Source organism: Methyloceanibacter sp. (assembly GCF_050999895.1).
In the GTDB taxonomy this organism is placed as follows: Bacteria; Pseudomonadota; Alphaproteobacteria; order Rhizobiales; family Methyloligellaceae; genus Methyloceanibacter.
In genome coordinates this window covers 11,939-31,282 of the sequence record NZ_JBPCOU010000045.1, presented here as the reverse complement: position 1 = coordinate 31,282, position 19,344 = coordinate 11,939, and the positions used below count along the sequence as shown (strand labels likewise).

General features: G+C 62.9%; 21 protein-coding genes, 1 tRNA gene and 1 pseudogene. 15 read left to right on the top strand and 8 right to left on the bottom strand.

What is annotated here, in order from left to right; translation table 11 throughout:
* The first annotated feature begins 2 nt into the window (after window positions 1-2).
* Window positions 3-944: a DnaJ C-terminal domain-containing protein gene (locus ACR2J1_RS04550; RefSeq protein ID WP_434018155.1), complete on the top strand. Its 942-nt coding sequence runs from the start codon at window positions 3-5 to the stop codon at window positions 942-944.
* Window positions 944-1,279: a hypothetical protein gene (locus ACR2J1_RS04545; protein ID WP_434018154.1), complete on the top strand. Its 336-nt coding sequence runs from the start codon at window positions 944-946 to the stop codon at window positions 1,277-1,279. Before ACR2J1_RS04550 ends, ACR2J1_RS04545 begins: the two co-directional genes overlap by 1 nt.
* 3 nt (window positions 1,280-1,282) lie before the next feature.
* On the opposite strand, the gene rnd is transcribed toward ACR2J1_RS04545, so the two are convergent.
* On the bottom strand, window positions 1,283-2,452 hold the full coding sequence (gene rnd, locus ACR2J1_RS04540; protein WP_434018153.1) for a ribonuclease D: 1,170 nt from the start codon (window positions 2,450-2,452) through the stop codon (window positions 1,283-1,285).
* Window positions 2,453-2,541: 89 nt separating this feature from the next.
* On the bottom strand, window positions 2,542-2,856 hold the full coding sequence (locus ACR2J1_RS04535) for a hypothetical protein (RefSeq protein WP_434018152.1): 315 nt from the start codon (window positions 2,854-2,856) through the stop codon (window positions 2,542-2,544).
* A 150-nt stretch (window positions 2,857-3,006) separates the two neighbouring features.
* On the opposite strand from ACR2J1_RS04535, the gene aspS reads away from it, so the two are divergent.
* The 4 genes from aspS to ACR2J1_RS04515 all read left to right on the top strand — a co-directional run bounded on the left by aspS (window position 3,007) and on the right by ACR2J1_RS04515 (window position 6,956).
* The gene (gene aspS, locus ACR2J1_RS04530; RefSeq protein ID WP_434018151.1) at window positions 3,007-4,794 is read left to right on the top strand and encodes an aspartate--tRNA ligase; all 1,788 of its coding nucleotides are present in this window, start codon (window positions 3,007-3,009) and stop codon (window positions 4,792-4,794) included.
* Window positions 4,795-5,019: 225 nt separating this feature from the next.
* Complete coding sequence (locus ACR2J1_RS04525) at window positions 5,020-5,475, top strand: hypothetical protein (protein WP_434018150.1); 456 nt, start codon at window positions 5,020-5,022, stop codon at window positions 5,473-5,475.
* A 142-nt stretch (window positions 5,476-5,617) separates the two neighbouring features.
* Entirely contained in the window at window positions 5,618-6,799 is a 1,182-nt protein-coding gene (locus ACR2J1_RS04520) for a ceramidase domain-containing protein (RefSeq protein ID WP_434018149.1), read from the top strand.
* A 68-nt stretch (window positions 6,800-6,867) separates the two neighbouring features.
* A tRNA-Leu gene (locus ACR2J1_RS04515) sits at window positions 6,868-6,956 on the top strand.
* Window positions 6,957-7,300: 344 nt separating this feature from the next.
* Here the strand turns inward: ACR2J1_RS04515 and ACR2J1_RS04510 are convergent.
* Window positions 7,301-8,152: a formate/nitrite transporter family protein gene (locus ACR2J1_RS04510; RefSeq protein ID WP_434018148.1), complete on the bottom strand. Its 852-nt coding sequence runs from the start codon at window positions 8,150-8,152 to the stop codon at window positions 7,301-7,303.
* A 203-nt stretch (window positions 8,153-8,355) separates the two neighbouring features.
* Between ACR2J1_RS04510 and ACR2J1_RS04505 the strand changes: the two genes are divergently transcribed.
* On the top strand, window positions 8,356-10,488 hold the full coding sequence (locus tag ACR2J1_RS04505) for a molybdopterin-containing oxidoreductase family protein (RefSeq protein ID WP_434018147.1): 2,133 nt from the start codon (window positions 8,356-8,358) through the stop codon (window positions 10,486-10,488).
* A 58-nt stretch (window positions 10,489-10,546) separates the two neighbouring features.
* On the top strand, window positions 10,547-11,086 hold the full coding sequence (locus ACR2J1_RS04500) for a low temperature requirement protein A (RefSeq protein WP_434018146.1): 540 nt from the start codon (window positions 10,547-10,549) through the stop codon (window positions 11,084-11,086).
* A gap of 101 nt (window positions 11,087-11,187) precedes the next feature.
* Here the strand turns inward: ACR2J1_RS04500 and ACR2J1_RS04495 are convergent, their stop codons facing one another.
* Complete coding sequence (locus tag ACR2J1_RS04495; protein WP_434018145.1) at window positions 11,188-11,526, bottom strand: antibiotic biosynthesis monooxygenase family protein; 339 nt, start codon at window positions 11,524-11,526, stop codon at window positions 11,188-11,190.
* A 148-nt stretch (window positions 11,527-11,674) separates the two neighbouring features.
* Between ACR2J1_RS04495 and ACR2J1_RS04490 the strand changes: the two are divergent.
* The 3 genes and pseudogenes from ACR2J1_RS04490 to nhaA all read left to right on the top strand — a co-directional run bounded on the left by ACR2J1_RS04490 (window position 11,675) and on the right by nhaA (window position 14,081).
* Window positions 11,675-12,119: pseudogene (locus ACR2J1_RS04490) on the top strand (Dps family protein).
* Between the two features lie 154 nt (window positions 12,120-12,273).
* The gene (locus ACR2J1_RS04485; protein ID WP_434018144.1) at window positions 12,274-12,774 is read left to right on the top strand and encodes a DUF4142 domain-containing protein; all 501 of its coding nucleotides are present in this window, start codon (window positions 12,274-12,276) and stop codon (window positions 12,772-12,774) included.
* A gap of 131 nt (window positions 12,775-12,905) precedes the next feature.
* Window positions 12,906-14,081, top strand: a complete 1,176-nt coding sequence (gene nhaA, locus ACR2J1_RS04480) for a Na+/H+ antiporter NhaA (RefSeq protein ID WP_434018143.1) — start codon at window positions 12,906-12,908, stop codon at window positions 14,079-14,081.
* Window positions 14,082-14,084: 3 nt separating this feature from the next.
* On the opposite strand, the gene ACR2J1_RS04475 is transcribed toward nhaA, so the two are convergent.
* Both ACR2J1_RS04475 and ACR2J1_RS04470 read right to left on the bottom strand, forming a co-directional pair.
* Window positions 14,085-15,272 carry an FAD-dependent monooxygenase gene (locus tag ACR2J1_RS04475; protein ID WP_434018142.1) on the bottom strand — a complete coding sequence of 396 codons (1,188 nt, stop codon included), beginning with the start codon at window positions 15,270-15,272 and terminating at the stop codon, window positions 14,085-14,087.
* A gap of 8 nt (window positions 15,273-15,280) precedes the next feature.
* Window positions 15,281-15,544, bottom strand: a complete 264-nt coding sequence (locus tag ACR2J1_RS04470; RefSeq protein WP_434018141.1) for a zinc-finger domain-containing protein — start codon at window positions 15,542-15,544, stop codon at window positions 15,281-15,283.
* 68 nt (window positions 15,545-15,612) lie between these two features.
* Between ACR2J1_RS04470 and ACR2J1_RS04465 the strand changes: the two genes are divergently transcribed.
* From ACR2J1_RS04465 to ACR2J1_RS04450, 4 genes are all read left to right on the top strand, one after another.
* Window positions 15,613-16,365 carry an alpha/beta fold hydrolase gene (locus ACR2J1_RS04465; protein WP_434018140.1) on the top strand — a complete coding sequence of 251 codons (753 nt, stop codon included), beginning with the start codon at window positions 15,613-15,615 and terminating at the stop codon, window positions 16,363-16,365.
* 56 nt (window positions 16,366-16,421) lie between these two features.
* On the top strand, window positions 16,422-17,258 hold the full coding sequence (gene cysE, locus ACR2J1_RS04460; protein WP_434018139.1) for a serine O-acetyltransferase: 837 nt from the start codon (window positions 16,422-16,424) through the stop codon (window positions 17,256-17,258).
* Between the two features lie 36 nt (window positions 17,259-17,294).
* A complete protein-coding gene (locus ACR2J1_RS04455; RefSeq protein ID WP_434018138.1) occupies window positions 17,295-17,507 on the top strand; it encodes a DUF3126 family protein in 213 nt (70 codons plus the stop codon).
* Window positions 17,508-17,619: 112 nt separating this feature from the next.
* Window positions 17,620-17,847, top strand: coding sequence for a DUF6949 family protein (locus ACR2J1_RS04450; RefSeq protein WP_434018137.1), 228 nt, complete (start codon window positions 17,620-17,622; stop codon window positions 17,845-17,847).
* 218 nt (window positions 17,848-18,065) lie between these two features.
* On the opposite strand, the gene ACR2J1_RS04445 is transcribed toward ACR2J1_RS04450, so the two are convergent.
* Both ACR2J1_RS04445 and ACR2J1_RS04440 read right to left on the bottom strand, forming a co-directional pair.
* Window positions 18,066-18,599 carry a transglutaminase-like cysteine peptidase gene (locus tag ACR2J1_RS04445; protein WP_434018136.1) on the bottom strand — a complete coding sequence of 178 codons (534 nt, stop codon included), beginning with the start codon at window positions 18,597-18,599 and terminating at the stop codon, window positions 18,066-18,068.
* A 385-nt stretch (window positions 18,600-18,984) separates the two neighbouring features.
* Complete coding sequence (locus tag ACR2J1_RS04440) at window positions 18,985-19,344, bottom strand: PilZ domain-containing protein (RefSeq protein ID WP_434018135.1); 360 nt, start codon at window positions 19,342-19,344, stop codon at window positions 18,985-18,987.

Sequence of the window (19,344 nt, the reverse complement as noted above, 5' to 3'; positions counted from 1 at the left end):
CGATGGCAGAGGATCTCTACTCCACCCTTGGTGTCGCCCGCACGGCGAGCGCCGCGGACATCACAAAGGCTTATCGCAAGCTCGCCAAGAAGCTGCATCCGGACCTCAATCCGGGTGACAAGACGGCGGAAGAAAAATTCAAGGAAATCTCCGCGGCCTATTCGATCCTGAACGATGCCGACAAGCGCGGACGCTACGATCGCGGCGAGATCGACGCCACGGGCCAGGAGAAGCCGCAGCAGCGCTATTACCGCGAATATGCCGGCGGCGAGGACGGCGCGCGCTACCGTTCCAGCGCGGGCTTCGAGGACATGGGCGAGTTCAGCGATCTCTTTGGCGATCTGTTTGGGCGAGGGGGCCGCGCCCGTGGCGGGGGCGGGGGCGGGGGCGGTCAACGCTATTCGATGCGAGGTTCCGACGCGCAATACCGCCTGGAGATCGATTTCCTCGAAGCGGTGCAGGGCGCCAAGAAACGCATCACGCTCCCCGACGGCGGCACGCTCGACGTCAGCCTTCCGGCGGGCGCCACCGAGGGCCAGGTGCTGCGGCTCAAGGGCAAGGGCTTGCCGGGCATGGGTGGCGGCGAGGCGGGCGACGCGCTTGTCGAGATCAGCGTCCGACCGCATCCCGTGTTCACGCGCGACGGCGACGATATCCTCATCGAGCTTCCGATCACATTCGACGAGGCCGTTCTCGGCGGCAAGGTCGAGGTGCCGACGATCAGCGGTCGGGTGTTCGCCACCGTGCCCCCGGGCTCCAACACGGGTCAGACGCTGCGGCTGAAGGGCCGCGGGGTGAAGGCGAAGGGTAAAAGCGGCGATCAGCTCGTCAGGCTCTCCGTCATGATGCCCGAGCGCGTCGATGAGGAGTTGAAAGACTTTGCGGAGACGTGGCGCGACAAGCATCGCTACGATCCGCGGCGCAAGCTCAAGGAGCAGGCGTGATGCTGAGCGAACAGGACCTGTTGGCGCGGGTCGAGCATCTCACCGTGACGCGGCTGCGGGTGTGGGTCCAGCAGGGCTGGATCCGGCCCGTCGACGACAAGAGCGCGCAAGGTTTCTCAGAGGCCGATCTCGCCCGCGCCGCACTGATCTGCAATCTCGAGGACGAGCTCGGCTTCGACGAGGAGGATGTGCCGGTGCTGCTCAATCTCATCGATCAGATCCACGGCCTGCGGTCGCAGCTCATGGGTTTGCTGAAGGCGTTGGACGAGCTTCCGGAGGATGTGCGTAGCACGGTCCGCGTGCGCATCGCGACGCGCAGCAAGATCGACCTCTAGCCGCTAACTCTGATCGCCCGGTCTATCGGCCGGCAGCACGGCGACCTCGCCATCCTTGATGGCAAGGGCAAGCTCGCCGCGTTTCAGCGCGAGCGCATCCTCGCCGAACAGCTTTCCGCGCCAGCCGCGCAGAACCGCCGCGTCGGCATCGTCGTCGCGGGCGATCTGCTCCAGCTCGTCGCTGGTTGCGATCAGTTTCGGCGCAACGCCGTGGCGGCCGGCGGTTGCCTTCAACAAAACGCGCAGGAGATCGACAACGGCGGCCGCCTCCGGCGGCATCGGCTCGCCGCGCTCGATCGGGGGAATGGATTTCGGATCGCGCTCCAGACCGCGCGATACCGCTTCGAGCACGGCGCGGCCGCGTTGCGAGCGGGCAAAGCCGTTATGCAGAGTCCGCAGCGAGCCTAAATCATCGGCGGTGCGCGGCGCCTGATTGGCGATGTCGTAAAGCGCCTCGTCCTTCAACACGCGGGCGCGCGGTACATCTTGGGATTGCGCCTCGCGCTCGCGCCAGGCGGCAAGCTCCATGAGCACGGCGAGCGCCTTCGGCGTCTTGATGCGCATCTTGAGGCGCTTCCAGGCTTGCTCGGGATGCAGCTGATAGGTGGCGGGATCTGTGAGGACCGCCATTTCCTCGTCGAGCCAGCTCTCGCGGCCGGACTGGTCGAGCTGCGCCTTAAGCTTCGGGTACAGGTCGCGCAAGAACAGAACATCGCCGAGCGCGTAGGTCAACTGGCGTTCCGACAGCGGGCGCCGGCTCCAGTCGGTGAAGCGCGAGGTCTTGTCGAGGTTGCGGCCGAGCAGGCGCTTCACCAGCATTGAATAGCTGACAGCCTCGCCGAAGCCGCACACCATGGCGGCCACCTGCGTATCGAAGATCGGACGCGGAATGACGCGGGCCAAGTGATGCACGATCTCGATGTCCTGCCTGCCCGAGTGGAAGACCTTGAGGACCTTCTCGTTGACCATCAGATCGAAGAAGGGCTGGAGATCGAGACCCGGCGCCTGACTATCGATCAGGGCTTCGATGCCGTCGGCGGCGAGCTGAATCAGGCAGAGCTTCGGCCAGAAGGTCTGCTCGCGCATAAACTCCGTATCAATGGCGATAAAGGGGGCCTCGCTCAGCCGGGCGCATACCGCAGCGAGCTCTTCATCCCGCGTGATAAGATCCATGGAAGCGGGGTATAGACCATGGCCGCGGCCTCGGCCAAGAGCGCCAATGCGCGCGGCCGTGCGTTACCACTCTCGGTGCCACCGCTCGGTTATTTGGGCGCCGTCTCCGGCATGGCCGATGGCAGGTCCTTCGGCTTGATCACTTCTTCATCGGTGCCAGCCTCGGGGTTTGGCACGTCGATGTGGATCTCCCTGTCGCCCGTTTCCGGTGGCGTGATCACCCCTGCATTGGGCTTGAGCGTGTCGGTCAGGCTCGGGTTAGGCGCGCTGCCGGGGGGCACGTGGCCCTGGTCCGCGCCGGGCGGGTCTTCGCCCTGCGGCGCGACCTGCTCGACAGCGTAGGCCATGGAGCTGGCAAGACAGAGGCTGAGAGCAACAAGCGAGACGCGGACAATCCGGTTCATGGCGTTTCTCCTTGGGAATTAAACCCATGCTTGCTTTGATCGTTCCGCGGTTAGCCTTCAGACAGACGGTCGCCTTGACAAAACCGGGCTCCCATGCGCTTAACCCGGCCACCGAGAAGCCTTGCTTCCCAAGCCGAAATCACCTGAAACATGCACGCCTATCGCACCCATAATTGCGGCGAGCTTCGCAAATCCGACGTCGGCAAGACGGTCCGCCTGTCGGGCTGGGTGCACCGCGTGCGCGACCACGGCGGCCTCCTTTTCATCGATTTGCGCGATCATTACGGCCTTACCCAATGCGTGATCGACCCGAACTCGACGGCTTTCGCCGCTGCCGAGAAACTCAAGCCGGAATCGGTGATCCGCGTCGACGGCGAGGTCGTGGCGCGGGTCGGGGAAACCATCAACCCCAACCTGCCGACGGGGGATGTCGAGGTCGCGGTTTCCGGCATCGAGGTGCTGTCGGAGGCGCGCGAGCTGCCGCTGCCGGTATTCGGCGAGCCCGACTACCCCGAAGACACGCGGCTCAAATATCGCTTCCTCGATCTTCGCCGCGACACGCTGCATAAGAACATCATGAAGCGGCAGGCGATCATCTGGTCGCTGCGCCGCCGCATGCGCGAGGCGGGGTTCTTTGAGTTTCAGACGCCCATTCTCACCGCCTCGTCGCCGGAAGGCGCGCGCGACTACCTCGTCCCGTCGCGAGTACATCCGGGCAAGTTCTACGCCCTGCCGCAGGCACCGCAGCAGTTCAAGCAGCTGATCATGATCGCGAGCTTCGACCGCTACTTTCAGATCGCGCCCTGTTTCCGTGACGAGGACGCCCGGGCCGACCGCTCGCCCGGCGAGTTCTATCAGCTCGATCTGGAGATGAGCTTCGTCACGCAGGATGACGTGTTCAACGCGATTGAGCCGATTTTGCGTGGCGTCTTCGAGGAGTTCGGCGACGGCAAGTCGGTGACGCAGAAGTTTCCGCGCATCCCCTACGCGGAGGCGATGCGGAAATACGGCACCGACAAGCCGGATCTGCGCAATCCGATTGAGATGCAGGACGCGACCGAGCATTTCCGCGGTTCAGGTTTCAAGATCTTCGCGGGCATGATCGAGATGGATGTGAATACCCGCATCTGGGCGATCCCCGCGCCGACCGGCGGCTCACGCGCCTTTTGCGACCGCATGAATTCCTGGGCGCAGAGCGAGGGGCAGCCGGGGCTCGGCTACATCATCTTTGGCGGCGATGGCGAGCCGCCAGGCAAGGGCCCGATCGCGAATAATCTCGGGCCGGTGCGGACGCAGGCCATCCGCGATCAGCTCGGCCTCCAGGGCGGCGACGGCGTTTTCTTCGTCGCCGGACTCCCGCAGGAATTCGCCGACTTCGCCGGACGTGCGCGCACCAAGGTCGGAACCGAGCTCAATCTTATCGACAAGAATCAATTTGCGCTGTGCTGGATCGTCGACTTCCCCATGTATGAGTGGAACGAGGAGCAGGGGCGGATCGACTTCTCGCATAATCCGTTCTCGATGCCGCAAGGCGAGCTCCAGGCGTTGGAGACCAAGGACCCGCTCGACATCCTCGCCTATCAATATGACGTGGTCTGCAACGGCGTCGAGCTTTCGTCCGGCGCCATCCGCAATCACAAGCCGGAGATCATGGAGAAGGCGTTCTCGATCGCCGGCTATAGCAAGAATGAGCTCGAGGCCCAGTTCGGCGGCATGCTGCGGGCGCTGCAATATGGTGCGCCGCCCCATGGCGGCATCGCGCCCGGCATCGACCGCATCGTGATGCTTCTCGCGGGCGTCGAGAATTTGCGCGAGGTGGTGATGTTCCCGATGAATCAGCGGGCGGAGGATCTGCTCATGGGGGCGCCAGCGCCGGTCTTCGAAAACCAGCTGAAAGAGCTGCATATCAAGCTGGCGCTGCCCAAGCTAAAGGGCTGAGGCCCTAGGCGGGCGGCCGTTTGGCGAGCCCCTTATTCCGGCTCGGGCCCCTTGTCGACGCTTTCTTAAGCTGACGCGACAACGCCCTGTTTTGCGATAATATTTCGTCCGTTTGGTGGCAAGGCCGGCCGCACCCCCAGTGTTGCCCAAGTGCGAGTCATTTCTTGCCGTTGCCGAAATGCGTTAAACACGGTTGGTAGCTTTTTGGGGGAGGAAGAAAAAACCATGCAGACCTCGTTCAGACTCGCTCTCATCACGGCTGCGGCGCTGTCGCTCGGTACGGCGGGCGCGCAAGCGGCCGATATGTCGGTAAAGCTCGACGGCTTCATGACGGCATGCACGCAGGATCCCGATCTCATCGAGGAGTTCCATGGCCAGGCGAAGGCCACACCGCTGGCCTTTTGCGAGTGCGTGAGCGGGAAGCTCAAAGAGAACAAGGCCACCCAGGCCGATGTCGACATGCTCAGCAAGATGCATAAGGACGACATCCGAGACGAGGATGTGGAAAGTTTCCCGACGCTCGAAGATCTCATGATGGCCAACGAGGATTACGAGGACGCCTGCCGCCAGAGCTTCGGCATTACCGTGGAACCGGACGTCGAGATGGCGCCTGACGGCGAGGAGGGCTTGCCGCTTGAGGAGCAGGAGGCGCCCGACGAGGAGGGCGCTACGCCTGAATAGCTGCTCAGGCCCCGAACTGTTTCGAGTGCTCCCGATACTACCCTGAGATTTTCCCTCCGGTGCGATTCACGCCACGTTTCGCGGGCATCATGCGTGCGCGGTATGGCCTAGGTCGCACGTCCACGGGATGGGAGTCACGGCGTTGAGCGAGCATGTCTTTCGGTATTGCGAGCGCGCGACAAGCGAAGCTCTGTTTGCAGAGCCGCTGAACGCGGCGACCAATGTGGCCTTTCTGCTGGCGGCTTTGGTCGCGCTCCTCCTGTTGCTGCGCAGGCCGAAGGACGCGCAAAGCGCAGACCATTTTCTTCTAATCGCGCTCGTCTTCCTGATCGGTCTGGGCAGTGCGGCCTTCCACGTGTTCGCGGACCGGCTCAGCGGGCTTGCCGACGTCGTCCCCATCGGCATTTTCATGCTGGTCTATCTTGGCTTTGCGGTGAACCGGTTCTTGCGCGTGCCGCCGGGCTGGACGGTGCTGACGATCATTGGGTTCACCGCCATCGTCTTCATCACCATGCAGTTCAGATGCTGGAACGGCGGTGTCGGCTTTCCCGGCGCCGGTGTCACGAACGCAAATGTGTGCCTGAACGGCAGCCTCGGTTACGTGCCCGCGATGCTCGCCCTCTTCATGGTCGGTGTGCTCCTGCGCGAGAGGCGGCATTCGGCGGCGCTCTACCTACTCTGGGCGGGCGCGATTTTCGCCGTGTCGATCGCATTGCGATCGCTTGATTTCGTGCTCTGCGACGCCGTCGTGATTGCCGGGAGGAAGGTCGGCACGCATTTCGCTTGGCATCTTCTCAACGCCCTCACGCTGTTCCTCCTTCTGCTTGCGAGCCTGAAGGTGCGCCGAGACGATGCGCCGGAGCCCGAGCCGGTCATCCTGACTGCCGCCGACCCTGTCGTGATCGAGCCGGTTGTGGTGGAGGAGGGGCCGACGCGCGCCGAGCCTTCGCGCGACGATCCTCAGCCGTGGCCGGTGGCCGTCCAGCCCGTCGTGACGAAGGACAAGGTCGCCGAAGACCGCGCCCGCGCCGCCAAGGCAGCCAAGAAAGAGGCCATGGCGAAGGCCGTCAGCGAGGGCGAAATGGCATTCCAGCGGCGGCAGCGCGAGCTTGGTCCGTTGTCGGAAAGGCTCGCGGCGGCAAGCGCGGCGACGTCCGCGGAGGATAGCTTGAGAGCGGAGGACGAGGCGGACGCAAATCTTGCGGATGAGACGGTCTTTCCGGGCGAGGACGCAACGCCCGGCCAGCCATTGACGGAGGGGGAGGCCGGCGACGAAGAGCCGTCCGAAGAGGAACAACCCTCAAAGCCAGAACCTAAGCGCTAGGCCTCCCGCGCTCTTGCACTTCGGAGCGTTCCGGCGCATCCCTCCGGTGACGCGGGTCCCCCCGCATCGCGGACGTGGTGGAACTGGTAGACACACAGGACTTAAAATCCTGAGGGGGGCAACCCCCGTGAGGGTTCGACTCCCTCCGTCCGCACCAAGCGTTACAGCCTTGAGAGGGTCGTTGTTTCGCGACGGTCCCCCGTCCTTACCCAACTAATTATAGAAGCATCCCAAAACTGCCGTGCCGGCGACAGCCGCGAGAACGACAACAGCACAAACCGTCAGCCCCCACAGTATTTCTCGCCAAGTGATACGCCATTCAATGCGACGCGATACCGAGCGAAAGCGTCGCTTTAGTCGTGCGACTTCCGCCTCGGGGTCACGGTGGGGCGAGTTGAGCGATGTCATGGCGCTTTAAAGCAATGATGGCTTAACGCGCCGTTGCCAAGCGCCAGGGACAGCCGGTCAGCGCCGCGACCTAAGCTTGATCTTTCCCCGACATCAGCGCTCATCGATTTCCTCGCGCACCTGAGCGTAGCTCAAGACCGCGAAGAGGACTGTTCCGCCTGCCAGGTTGCCCAAGAGGGTCGGAACGAAGAACACGAAGACGACGCGGAAGAGCGTCTCCACCCCCGTGAGCCACAGATAGAAGGCTTCGACCGAGCCTGCGACCACGTGGGTGAAGCCGCCAAGGGCAATGAGATAGGTGATCAGCGTGATCACGAAAATCTCCGTGCCTTCCGCCGACGGCAGCATCCAGACCAGCGCGGCGATCAGCCAGCCCGCGAAGACGCCCTTCACGAACATCTCGGTTGGCGTATTGGCTAAGAGATGCTCGCTGACGGTGCGAACGGCGGTTGCAACGTCCGCCGTCAGCGCGCCGGAAAAGGCGAGGAAGGCCGCGAACAGAAAGCAGCCGACGAGATTGGCCGCTAGTACGATACCCCAAAGTCGCAGCAGCACCCACAGCCAGCGCCATTCCTTGCGCACCATGACGGGCAGCACCGCCGTCAAAGTGTTCTCAGTGAAGAGCTGCTGGCGGGACAGAATGACGATGAGGAAGCCGACGGAATAGCCGAGCGACTGGATGATCGACGTCCCGGGGATGTCGACGAGATAGGTTGCGAGGAATGCCTGGGCGAGGACGGAAAAGCCGATGGAGATGCCGGCGGCGAGTCCCGACCACCACAGCGCGCCAAACCTGCGCCTGAGTTCGCCTTCGCCCTCAGCGCGAATGATCTCATAGACGACGGCGGACCTAAGCCTCCGCCGCTTGGTAACTGTGCGTTCCTCCTCCCGCGACAGCCCTTCCTTGGGCGCCGGCATGTCGTTGGATGGGGTTTTCTTGTTCATTTGGCAGCAATTGGAGGGAGGTTGGCGTTGGCGAATCGAGGTGGCAGCTTAGCAGGCTTGCCGGAGACTGAGTATTGAGGTGCCCGGCGGCTGTTTACCAGCCTCTGCACGCCCTTCTTGCGGGTGACAATCCGCGCACGCGCCCGTAGGCTATCGCAAAGCCGCCGCGACACGAGGCGGGTGAGATGGGAGAGGGCGCAACCATGAATGATTTACCTTCACGCAAGACGTTCTTTGGCGGCTGTCCGCACGACTGCCCCGATACCTGCGCGATGATTTACGAGGTGGAGGACGGCAAGCTCGTCGAGGTGCGGGGCAACAAGGAGCACCCAATGACAAGGGGCACGCTGTGCGTGAAGCTCAAGGACTATCACGACCACCACTACAATCCCGACCGCGTGCTGTATCCCTTGCGCCGAACAGGCCCGAAGGGCTCGCGCCAGTTTGCGCGCATCTCCTGGGACGAGGCCATCGCCGAGATCGTGACGCGCTGGAAGGACATCATCGCCAAGCACGGGTCGCAGGCGATCATGCCTTACTCCTATCTCGGCAATGAAGGCCTGGTGCAGGGGCTGACCGCGGGCGACGCCTTCTTCAACAAGCTCGGCACGACGGTGAACGAGAAGACATTCTGCGCCTCGGGCTCCTCGACCGCATGGCTCCTGACCGTGGGTCCGACCGGCGGCGTGGACCCTGAGAGCTTCACCCATTCCAAATATATCGTGATCTGGGCCTGCAACTCGATCTCCACCAATTTGCATCACTGGCCCTTCGTGCTCGAGGCGCAAAAGAAGGGCGCCAAAATCATCGTGATCGACAGCTATCGCTCGCGAACCGCGAAGCAGGCCGATTGGCACATCGCGCCGAAGCCCGGGACCGACGGCGCGCTCGCCATGGGCTTCATCGCGGCGCTCATCCGTGGCGGCCATGTCGACCAGGGCTGGGTCGACCAGCACACGGTCGGCTATCCCGCGCTTGCTGCGCGGGCGACGGAGTTCACGCCTGACTATGTCGAGGACGTGACGGGCGTTCCGGCGGCCGATGTGGAGCGCTTCGCCCGCGAATTCGCCACCATCCAGCCTTCCGTCATCCGCATGGGCGTCGCGCTCGAGCGTCACGCCGGCGGCGGCCAGACCATCCGCGCGGTCTGCGCCATCCCGGCGCTGGCCGGCTCATGGCGCCATGTCGGCGGCGGATTGTTGCAGATGCCGCTCTGGGAATTCCCAATCGACTGGCAGCGCGTGTCGCGTCCGGACTTCATTCGCGAGGGGACGCGCGTGGTCAACAATCTCCAGCTTGGCCGCGCGCTGACCGGCGCCATGCAGCTCGATCCGCCAATCATGGGGCTCTACGTTTACAACACCAATCCCGTGAGTCAGGCACCCGAGACCAACACCATCGTCGAAGGCCTGTCGCGGGAGGATCTGTTCTTCGTGACGGCGGAGCATTTCGTCACCGATACGGCGGCTTACGCCGACATCATTCTGCCCGCGACCATGGCGGGCGAGCACGACGACATGATGTTCTCCTGGGGGCATTTCTATCTAACCATTAACGAGAAGGCGATCGAGCCTCGCGGCGAGGCGAAGTCGAATGCCGAGATCTTCCGTCTGCTCTCCGCCGCGATGGGCTATGACGATGCGCAGTTCAAGATGAGCGATATGGAACTCGCCGAGCATTACGTGCAGTGGACTGCGCCGCAAATGGGCGGCGTGGACATGCAATATTTCCGCGAGCATGGCTATTTCCACCTCGCGGTCGGTACGCCCGACACGCGGCTACCGCACGCCAACGGCAATTTCCCGACGCCGTCGGGCAAGGTCGAGTTCCTGGTGAAGGACGCCAAGAACTTCGTCGCGCCGCCATTCCGCATGATGTACGAGGCGATGCAGTCGGGTGAGGCTGTCGATCCGCTGCCGGGCTATGTGGCACCTCGCGAGAGCCAAGCCAGCAACCCCGCTCTCGCCGAGCGCTATCCGCTCAACATCATCTCGCCGAAGAGCCACGGCTTTTTGAACTCGTGCTATGCGAACGAGCCGCACAAGATCAAAGGGCAGGGTGAGCAATTCGTTCTCATCAGTCCGAAGGACGCGGCGGCGCGGAGCATACGCGAGGGAGATCCCGTGCGCGTCTTCAACGATCGTGGCGATTTCGAAGGCCTTGCGCGCGTCACCGAGGATGTCGGCGACGGCGTCGTGGTCGCGACGCTGGGCTATTGGCGCAGCCTCAACCGCTCCGACGGGTCGGTGAACTCGATCTCATCGGCGGAGTTCTGCGGGCTCGGGCGCGCGCCAACCTTCTCCGATAATCTCGTCGAGGTCGTGCGCGTCAACTAATCCACTGAACTCCGGTTAACGGCGCAAACGAGCCGGGAGGATTTGGCGCTGGGCGGCAATGACTCGAACGGCTCGCTCCTGCGTGTGCGCGAGGATGGCGAAGAGACGCGGGTCGGCTTCGTCGAGCTCTTCTTCGACCTCGTTTTCGTTTTCGCCGTCACGCGGGTGGATTTATTTCAACGTCGGCGCCGAGCGCGGCAGCCGGCATATTCCGCACTCCGACGATCCGGGGCGTGTGGCACGCAGGGCCTACACCTATCTGCACCTGCTGATCGTGACCGGCATCGTCCTCACGGCGGTCGGCGACGAGTTTCTGCTTGCCCATCCGACGGGGCGGGTGGAGCCGAGCGTGGCCCTTTCCGTTCTCGGCGGACCGGCCATTTATCTCGCCGGCAATCTCTTGTTTAAACAGACGACTACAGGACGTTGGCCGCTCTCGCATGTTGTCGGGCTCGCGCTTCTCGCCGTGGCGGCTGTGCTCTCGCCCATCGCAAATCCGCTCGCGCTCGGCTTTGCCGCCACGACCGTGCTGATCGTCGTGGCGGTGTTGGAGGTCAGGTTCAGGCACCGGGGTCGCGCGCCCGCGCGCTCCAGTTGATGTCCGAGGGGGCTTCGCGACCCTCGCTGAAGATTGTAACTTGCCGTGCGGCGCGGATGGCCGGCCAGTCAGGGGCAGAGGGCTCTCGAAGCACTTCCTGCCTATTCCGCGGCCGCGCTCGCGCCGCCGGCCGTTACCTCTTGCAGCACGTTGAAGCCCTCGAACTCGGGATGGCCGAGATAGAGAGGCTTGGTCGAGCCTGTGCCGCCATGCGCCGCGCGGAAGGCTTCCGATTGCGTCCAGGCCTTGAAGTCGGCCTCGGAACGCCAGAGCGTGTGCGACGCATAGAGCACATGATCGTCGCGTTCCGGTCCTTTCAGCAAGTGAAAGACCATGAATCCAGGCACGTCCTCCAGATGCGTCTTTCGCGTGAGCCAGACTTGCTCGAAGTCATGCTCCGATCCCATGTTTACCTTGAACCGGTTCATCGCAATGAACATGACGACTCCTTCTTTGATGGCATTCCGCGATGCGACGATGAGGATAGCAAACGGATAACTGCGCAGGTCAACGCTCGCTATATACTGACCGCTCTGCCGCTGTCATATACTGACCGCTCTGCCGCTGTCATTCCTGCTAGGAGGCCCCATGACCAAGGATGTGAAGGAGCGTCGCAAGGCGCCGTTGCAAACGCCGACCGATCTCGGCTCCAACGCCACGCGCGATATCACGGGCGCGCATAACACGCTGCTCGCCGACGTGTTAGCGCTATACCTCAAGACCAAGAATCACCTGCTGCTGGACGAGCAAGCCGACCAGATCTTCGCCATTACCTACGACATCGCCGAGCGGGTCCGCAAGGTCGGCGGCACGACAACTGCATTCGATCGGCCAGATCGCGCGGCTACAGCGCATTCCCGACAATGACGCCGACTATGTCGATCCGCTCGATATGCTCGCGGAGCTACGTTCAGATAATCAGGCGTTGATCGCGAGCATGCGGGAGACGCACGATCTGTGCTACGACGAGAAGGACGTCGCGACTGCAAGCCTGATCGAGGTTTGGATCGATGAGGCCGAGCGGCGCGTTTAGTTCTTGTTCGAAGCGGAGCCGCCGCGGCGATCCGACCACTAAGCCTCCCGAAAAAACCTTCTGCGGCTGGAACTTTGCGCCTGTTTCCGGGGTTTCTGCTTCGTTAGTGCCCGGCCCCCGGGGCCGGACCCGCCCGTTATTTCGGAGCAAAATAATGAGAACCCACCTAGTGGCCGCGTTGGCCGTATTCGCGACCGTTGCCGTTTCCGCCTGTGGCGCCCCAAGCACGCCGGACTTCGTGCAGAAGGCAGCGACGAGCGACATGTATGAGATCGAGGCCGGCAAGATTGCCGCTCAAAAGGGTCAGTCGGACGCTGTTAAGCAGTTCGGTCAGCAGATGACGGAGGCGCATTCGCAGACCACTGCGGAGCTCAAGTCGATCGTCGAAGCCGAAAAGATCAACGTAAAACTTCCGGCGCAGCTCGACGCCAAGCATCAGAAAATGATCGACGATCTGAACGCGGCGAAGGCGGAAGATTTCGACAAGACTTATATCGATCAGCAGAAAGGCGCGCACGCGAAGGCCGTCGACCTGTTGGAGGATTATTCCGAAGACGGCGACAATGGCGCGGTGAAGCAGTTTGCCGCCAAGACGCTGCCGGTGATCAAGGGCCATCTCGAAATGGCAGAGAAGATGGACAAGAGGACCTCATAGTTCCCGTTCGCATTGTGGAGTCTTTCGTGCCGTCATCCTTTGGGGTGGCGGCACTTTTGTTTCCTCACATTGGCAAGCGACCCCTGAGGGCTGTATAGGAACGGGCCGCATCGCAGGGGAGACTTCAGAGCATGGCTTTGATTCATCGCGCCCGCTCCACCTTCAAGCGCTTTTTCCAATGGGAGGCCTCAGGCGGTCTTGTCCTGATGGGGGCGGCGGCTCTCGGCATGCTGACCGCGAACAGCGCGTTCGCAGAGCAGTATCTGAGCGCGCTGGAGATGAAGGTCGGCGGGCTAAGCGTCCTGCATTGGATCAATGACGGGCTGATGGCGCTGTTCTTCCTGCTCGTGGGGCTCGAGATCAAGCGCGAGATGGTCGGCGGCGAGCTCAATACGTGGCCGCGGCGTGCGTTGCCGATGATCGCGGCGCTCGGCGGCATGGTTGTGCCGGCCCTGATCTTCTTGGCGGCGAATTGGGAGGAGCCCTCGAACTGGCGCGGCTGGGCCATCCCGACCGCGACCGACATCGCCTTTGCGCTCGGCGTGCTTTCCCTTTTCGGTTCCCGCATTCCGAATTCGCTGAAGGTGTTCCTCACCTCGCTCGCCATCATGGACGATCTCGGCGCCATCCTCATCATCGCGATCTTCTACGCTTCGGACCTCTCCTGGATGGCGCTTGGGGGCGCGGGTGCGACGGCTGCCTTGCTGTTTGCGCTGAACGCGTCAAGTGTCACGCGGCTTTGGATCTACCTTCCCTTGGGCGTCGTCCTTTGGGCTTGCATGTTGTTCTCGGGCGTTCACGCGACGCTCGCGGGCGTGGTGCTGGCGATGGCCATCCCGATCGACGCGAAGCGTTCCGGAGAGGCCTCACCCTTGCATACGCTCGAGCACGCTCTCGTGCCGTGGGTGGCCTTTCTTGTCGTGCCCGTCTTCGGCTTCGCCAATGCGGGCGTGCCGTTGGAAGGCATTGGCCTTGCCATGCTGTTGTCGCCGCTACCGCTCGGCGTTGTCGGCGGCTTGTTCCTCGGCAAGCAGATCGGGATCATGGGGTCGGTCTTTCTAGCCTCCCGCTTGGGCATCGCGCAATTGCCCGCGGGCGGGAATTGGCGGGAGATCTACGGCGTCTCGCTGTTGTGCGGTATCGGCTTCACCATGAGCCTTTTCATCGGCCTGCTCGCCTTTCCCGACGCCGAACGCGATCACCTCATCAAGCTCGGCGTCTTGATTGGCTCGTTGCTGTCGGCCGTGGCGGGGACGTTCGTGCTGCTGATGCCACGATCGCCGCGGCGCGCAGCGGTTGCCAGATAGACGCTACGCCGAAGGGGCCTCGTCGCGGTAGAGCCAATCGAGGGTTGCAAGGAGCTTGTCGCCGCGCCTTGCTCGCAGCACGATGTTGCGCGCTGCCCGCAACGGCCCCTTGGCGTGATAGTTGCGCCCGAATGTGAGCGAGGTGTGCTGCAAGCGGGTAACGCGGTCTTTGCGCAATCCCTCATATCTTCGGAAGGCGCGCTCGGTTGCGCCACCGCAGTCGGCCAAGCTCGCAGCCAGCGTGACGGCATCCTCGATCGCGAGGGCTGCACCCTGCGCCAGAAAAGGGAGCACAGGATGCGCGGCGTCGCCGAGCAACGCGACCGGACCGCTGCTCCAGCGCGGCAATGGGGCGAGGCGATGAAGCGACCAGCCGCGCCAGCTCGCCGCCAGCTCCAGCAGCCGTTTCAGAGGCTCGGCCCAGCCGGTCAGGTGCGATAGCAAGCCGCCCGTTTCGAGTGTCTGGTTCCATCCTTCGGCTTCGTTGCCATGCTCGATGATGACGATGACGTTGAGCTGGTCCCCGCCGCGCACGGGGTAATGAACCATATGCGCGCCGCTGCCCATCCACACGCCGACCACCGGCGCATCGAAGGGCGCGGGAAGTTCGCGCGTGGGCATGAGCGCGCGCCATGCCGTCGCCCCGGCAAACTGCAAATCCGCTTGCGGGGCGACGAATTTGCGCACGGTCGACCATAGGCCGTCGGCGCCGATCAGGCACGAGCCGCGCATCTCGTCCCCGTCGCTTGTATGAGCGATAATCTCGCGTGTGGCGGTAGCGATCTCGATGACGGCACAACCCGGTTTGAGCGTGACGCCCGCATGGTTTTCGGCCGCTTCGAGCAGCGCCGCATGGAGATCGGCGCGATGCAGCGTCAAATAGGGTGCACCGTGACGCTGCTCGATGGCGCGGCCGAGCGGCAGCACATTCAGCCGCAGTCCAGAACGCGCATCGTAGAGCCATATCGCGTCCGGCCTGACCGCGTTCGCCGCAACTTCGTCCAGCACCCCGAGCCCCCGCAGAGCACGCGTGGCGTTGGGGCCGAGCTGAATGCCGGCGCCGGTCTCGTCGGCGAAGCGCGAGCGTTCGAGAACGGTCGATGCGATGTCGTGCGCGCCAAGGGCGATGGAAGTCGCAAGTCCGCCGATGCCGCCCCCTGCGATGATAACGCCGCGTTCCTGGGCGGACATCGCGAGGTCTAGGCTTCCGGCGCCCCGGGAGGCGCGGTTGCGGCGAAGACCGCGCCGGGCGGTTCGCTTTCGCTTTGCGCCAGCGCCGGATCATGGACATAGAGGGTGGAGCAATAGGGGCAGACCAATTGCGTCTCGTCGCCCATGTCGAGATAAACATGCGGGTGATCGTGGGGCGGGGTCGCCCCCATGCACTGGAACTCCTTGACGCCGATCCTGATCTGTTCGGCGCCGAGGTCGTTCACCAAATGCGGTACGAGCGTTTGAGCCATTGTCTATCCCGATGCCTATCCAATCGAGGGGCAGCATAGTCAGCGCAGCAGGCAAGCGGTAGAGCGGAATGCCGGACTTTGATTCCGATGGCGTCAGGATCGCCTATAGCGACGAGGGGAGCGGGGATCCCATCCTCCTCATCCATGGCTTTGCGTCCAATGTCGCGGCCAACTGGGTCGACCCCGGCTGGGTGAGGACGCTGAGGGATGCCGGCTGCCGCGTCATCGCTTATGACAATCGCGGCCACGGCAGAAGCGAGAAGCTCTACGACCCGGAGTGCTACGGCGCACCCTCGATGGCCCAGGATGCGCGCCGCCTGCTCGATCATCTCGGCATCGCGCGTGCCGACGTGATGGGCTACTCGATGGGGGCCCGCATCGCCGCCTTTCTCGTCTTCAATCACCCCGAGCGGGTGCGCAGCGTCATCTTTGGTGGGCTCGGCATCAATATGGTGCGCGGCATGGTAGGCAGCGGACCGCTCGCGCACGCGCTCGAGGCCCCGCGCATCGGGGACGTGACCAACGACACGGCGCGCAGCTTCCGGCTCTTCGCCGAATCCACCAAGAGCGACCTCAAGGCGATGGCGGCCTGCATGCGCGGCCCGCGCGAAAGGGTCACGAAGGAGCAGCTGCAAACCATCGCCGTCCCCTGTCTCGTTGCGGTAGGGATGGAGGACGTGATCGGCGGCTCGGCAGCCCAGCTCGCAGCGCTCATTCCAGGGGCCCAAACGCTTGAAATCGTGGGTCGCGACCATATGAAGGCGGTCGGGGACTCACACTTCAAGCAAGGTGTGCTTAAGTTTTTAACCCAGGTGCCTTAGTCACGTGCTAGGGAACCGAAAAGCCGTCTCGCTCATTGGCGAGAAGCGAGGTATCGATGCAAAAGTCCCAATCTGCGCATAAGCCGCAGATCACGAGTTACGACCCGATTTGGAGTCAGGTGCGGCGCGAGGCCGAGGAGATCAGCGCCGCGGAGCCCGCGCTTGGCGGGTTCGTCTATGCGACGGTGCTGAGCCACGATCGCCTCGAGGATGCCGTCTGCCATCGCCTGGCGCGGCGGCTTCAGCACGCGGCACTCGATGCCGGGTTGCTGCACAAGATGTTTCATGAGGTGCTGGAGGCGGAGGCCGCGCTCGGCGATGCGTTCCGCGCCGACATCATGGCGGTCGCCAAGCGCGATCCCGCGTGCAGCCGCCTGATTGAGCCGCTGCTCTACTTCAAGGGCTTTCACGCGCTCGAGATCCACCGGATCGCGCATGCGCTGTGGCAGCAGGGGCGCAAGGACTTCGCCCTCTATCTGCAAAGTCTCTGCTCGCGCTTCCTTCAGGTCGATATCCATCCCGCAACCCAGATCGGGCGGGGCATCATGTTCGACCACGCCACCGGTATCGTCATGGGCGAGACCGCGGTGATCGGGGACAATTGCTCGATCCTGCACGGCGTCACTCTTGGCGGCACCGGCAACGAGCGTGGCGATCGTCACCCCAAGATCGGATGTGGTGTCATGATCGGCGCCGGCGCCAAGATCCTTGGCAACATCACTATCGGGAATTGCGCGCGCGTCGCCGCGGGCAGCGTGGTCCTGAACGACGTGCCGTCGCGGCGCACCGTTGCGGGCGTGCCGGCGCGCGAGATCGGGTTCGCCGGCTGCGAGGAACCCGCGCTCAGCATGGACCAGTTTTTCGTCGACGAGGATGAGAAGGCCGGCCCTTAGCTTTCGCTTTTCTGCAAACATTCTAGGAGATGGCGCGTGACACGCGACGAGATCGTGAAGCTCGAACGGTATCTGCAAAGGGTCTTTCGCCTGCCCGAGATCCAGGTGCGCCAGCGCCCGAAAAAGGAAGATAGCGCGGAGGTGTATGTCGGCGAGGAGTTCATCGGCGTCATGTTCCGCGACGACGATGAGGGCGAGCTTGCCTATCAATTCCAGATGGCGATCCTGGATTACGACCTCAAGGAATAGACCCGACGTGCTGCTCTGGCACGGGCGTTAACTAACGCTTAAGAATCCCCGTGAAGCCGCCGCGCGCCCAGCTAAACTTCAAGCGAGGCACAAACGCGAGTGGCGGCGCGCGGTGGGATCCTTCGCATATCTCTATATGATGGCTGTCGGCTTTGTGACGGCTGGGATCCTGACGAGCTTGACCCAGCTCGTGTCTGGCAAGCCGCTCGGCTTTACGCTTACGCTAAGCCCCGGTCTCGCATCGTGGGCAGGGGTCGCGCTGCGCCTCTTTGCCGGCCCCATCATCGTGATGCGCAATGCATGGCAGATGGCCAGGTTGCTAACCCAATCCCCCATCTGATTCGGCCTTTCGGCCGTGATCGCCGCGGGCTGGAGCCTCTTCTCCGGCGCCTTCTTTCTCGGCGTGATCCTCAGCCTCTAGCCGCCAGCTGCAAAAAAAGGAGCCGGCCTCTTGCGAGACCGGCTCTAGGAAAGGCCCGGTTGGGTCGGGGGGTGGGGGATGACACCGGGCCCTTAAAAAGCAATCTCCAGTCGAAAAAGACCTGGACGAAACTCCTGCTAGCGGCTGTTCGAAGCTGAAATAGACGGCTGCGGGGTAAGCTCGGGCGGCAGCAGAGAGATCCAGACCAGCGGATTGCGGTCGGATTGCCGCTTCACGAAGGTGTAGGGCGTGTCGCTCCAGGAGGAGACGTCCTTGCGCTTGTTATCGAGCACATAGTCGCCGGAGTCGGTGCGCACGGTCAGGACCGCGTGGCCCTCGTTATTCTCGTCGCGCACCACCGTGATAAGGAGCGTGCTCGCCGGCCAACCGCGTTCGATCAGCATGCGGCGCTTGAGCAGCACATAGTCCTCACAATCGCCTTTGCCGGCTGCGGGATAGGTCCAAACCTCGACCTTGCCATAAAGGTCCAGGTCGGTGACCGGGTTCACGGACGCGTTGACGTAGTCGTTGACGGTCTGCAGCTCGCCGAACTTGGCGGCGCTGAACTGGACACGGTCGGAGAAGCGGCGGGCCGGACGGCACTCGTCGCTATGATCGCGGCAGAATGCGACGTAGCCGATCGGCGGCAAGGTGTCGCCGAAAGCTTGCATGAACAAGACTTTCTGAGGTTCGATACTCGGCCGCAAGCTAATCGTATGATCATTGGTCGCGTCTGCTGGCATCGAAGAGATGAACATCAAGAACGCGGAGCCAACTAGGAACTGTTTCATTGCACCCCCCCTTTTTGTTGAGGAGCACTATGCCAGAGATATTTTGAGAAGCAGATAAAGCAGGTCTGGACTTTAGAGCAGTAATGGTAAGGTATTTTTAGTGAGAATTACTCAAAAGCGAACATTACGCGATTGCCTAAAATTTTAGAGAAATATGAGAACAAAGCGCGTACAAATACGCTTCTTCAGTGCAAATGAGGGCTGGCGGCAGTCGTGAAGGCGGAGAGGATGAAGATCGCTTGGGCGGCGGCGCGCCCAATCGGCCCTAACTGAAGGAGCGGGCGATGCTGTCGGGGTCTTGCAGCTCGGAAAATTGGATGGCCACGCCGTGCTCGTGGTGGCGCACGATGCGGCCGCGCATGCGGCCGAGGATGAAAACCGTCTCCAGCGGGGGTTTTGCGACGCTGGCCACCGAGGCGCCGCTTAGCGACACGTCGATCACGCGGCAGGGATGCACCTCGCCATTGGACAGGATGAGCTTCGACGCGCTGACCCTGGGCAAAACGCGCTCGTGGCGCCGTTCTTCGGTCATTCCCAATTTGTCGTAGTTGATGAGCCAGGTGAGAAGATTGGCGACCGTCTTGAGAACTGAGCCGAGCGCGTCGCGGTCCTCAGGCTCCCACAA

Bases quoted from the DNA above. Each gene is read 5' to 3' on its own strand.
- ACR2J1_RS04550 (WP_434018155.1), top strand. From the start codon at position 3: ATGGCAGAGGATCTCTACTCCACCCTTGGTGTCGCCCGCACGGCGAGC.
- ACR2J1_RS04545 (WP_434018154.1), top strand. From the start codon at position 944: ATGCTGAGCGAACAGGACCTGTTGGCGCGGGTCGAGCATCTCACCGTG.
- rnd (WP_434018153.1), bottom strand. From the start codon at position 2,452: ATGGATCTTATCACGCGGGATGAAGAGCTCGCTGCGGTATGCGCCCGG.
- ACR2J1_RS04535 (WP_434018152.1), bottom strand. From the start codon at position 2,856: ATGAACCGGATTGTCCGCGTCTCGCTTGTTGCTCTCAGCCTCTGTCTT.
- aspS (WP_434018151.1), top strand. From the start codon at position 3,007: ATGCACGCCTATCGCACCCATAATTGCGGCGAGCTTCGCAAATCCGAC.
- ACR2J1_RS04525 (WP_434018150.1), top strand. From the start codon at position 5,020: ATGCAGACCTCGTTCAGACTCGCTCTCATCACGGCTGCGGCGCTGTCG.
- ACR2J1_RS04510 (WP_434018148.1), bottom strand. From the start codon at position 8,152: ATGAACAAGAAAACCCCATCCAACGACATGCCGGCGCCCAAGGAAGGG.
- ACR2J1_RS04505 (WP_434018147.1), top strand. From the start codon at position 8,356: ATGAATGATTTACCTTCACGCAAGACGTTCTTTGGCGGCTGTCCGCAC.
- ACR2J1_RS04500 (WP_434018146.1), top strand. From the start codon at position 10,547: ATGACTCGAACGGCTCGCTCCTGCGTGTGCGCGAGGATGGCGAAGAGA.
- ACR2J1_RS04495 (WP_434018145.1), bottom strand. From the start codon at position 11,526: ATGTTCATTGCGATGAACCGGTTCAAGGTAAACATGGGATCGGAGCAT.
- ACR2J1_RS04485 (WP_434018144.1), top strand. From the start codon at position 12,274: ATGAGAACCCACCTAGTGGCCGCGTTGGCCGTATTCGCGACCGTTGCC.
- nhaA (WP_434018143.1), top strand. From the start codon at position 12,906: ATGGCTTTGATTCATCGCGCCCGCTCCACCTTCAAGCGCTTTTTCCAA.
- ACR2J1_RS04475 (WP_434018142.1), bottom strand. From the start codon at position 15,272: ATGTCCGCCCAGGAACGCGGCGTTATCATCGCAGGGGGCGGCATCGGC.
- ACR2J1_RS04470 (WP_434018141.1), bottom strand. From the start codon at position 15,544: ATGGCTCAAACGCTCGTACCGCATTTGGTGAACGACCTCGGCGCCGAA.
- ACR2J1_RS04465 (WP_434018140.1), top strand. From the start codon at position 15,613: ATGCCGGACTTTGATTCCGATGGCGTCAGGATCGCCTATAGCGACGAG.
- cysE (WP_434018139.1), top strand. From the start codon at position 16,422: ATGCAAAAGTCCCAATCTGCGCATAAGCCGCAGATCACGAGTTACGAC.
- ACR2J1_RS04445 (WP_434018136.1), bottom strand. From the start codon at position 18,599: ATGCAAGCTTTCGGCGACACCTTGCCGCCGATCGGCTACGTCGCATTC.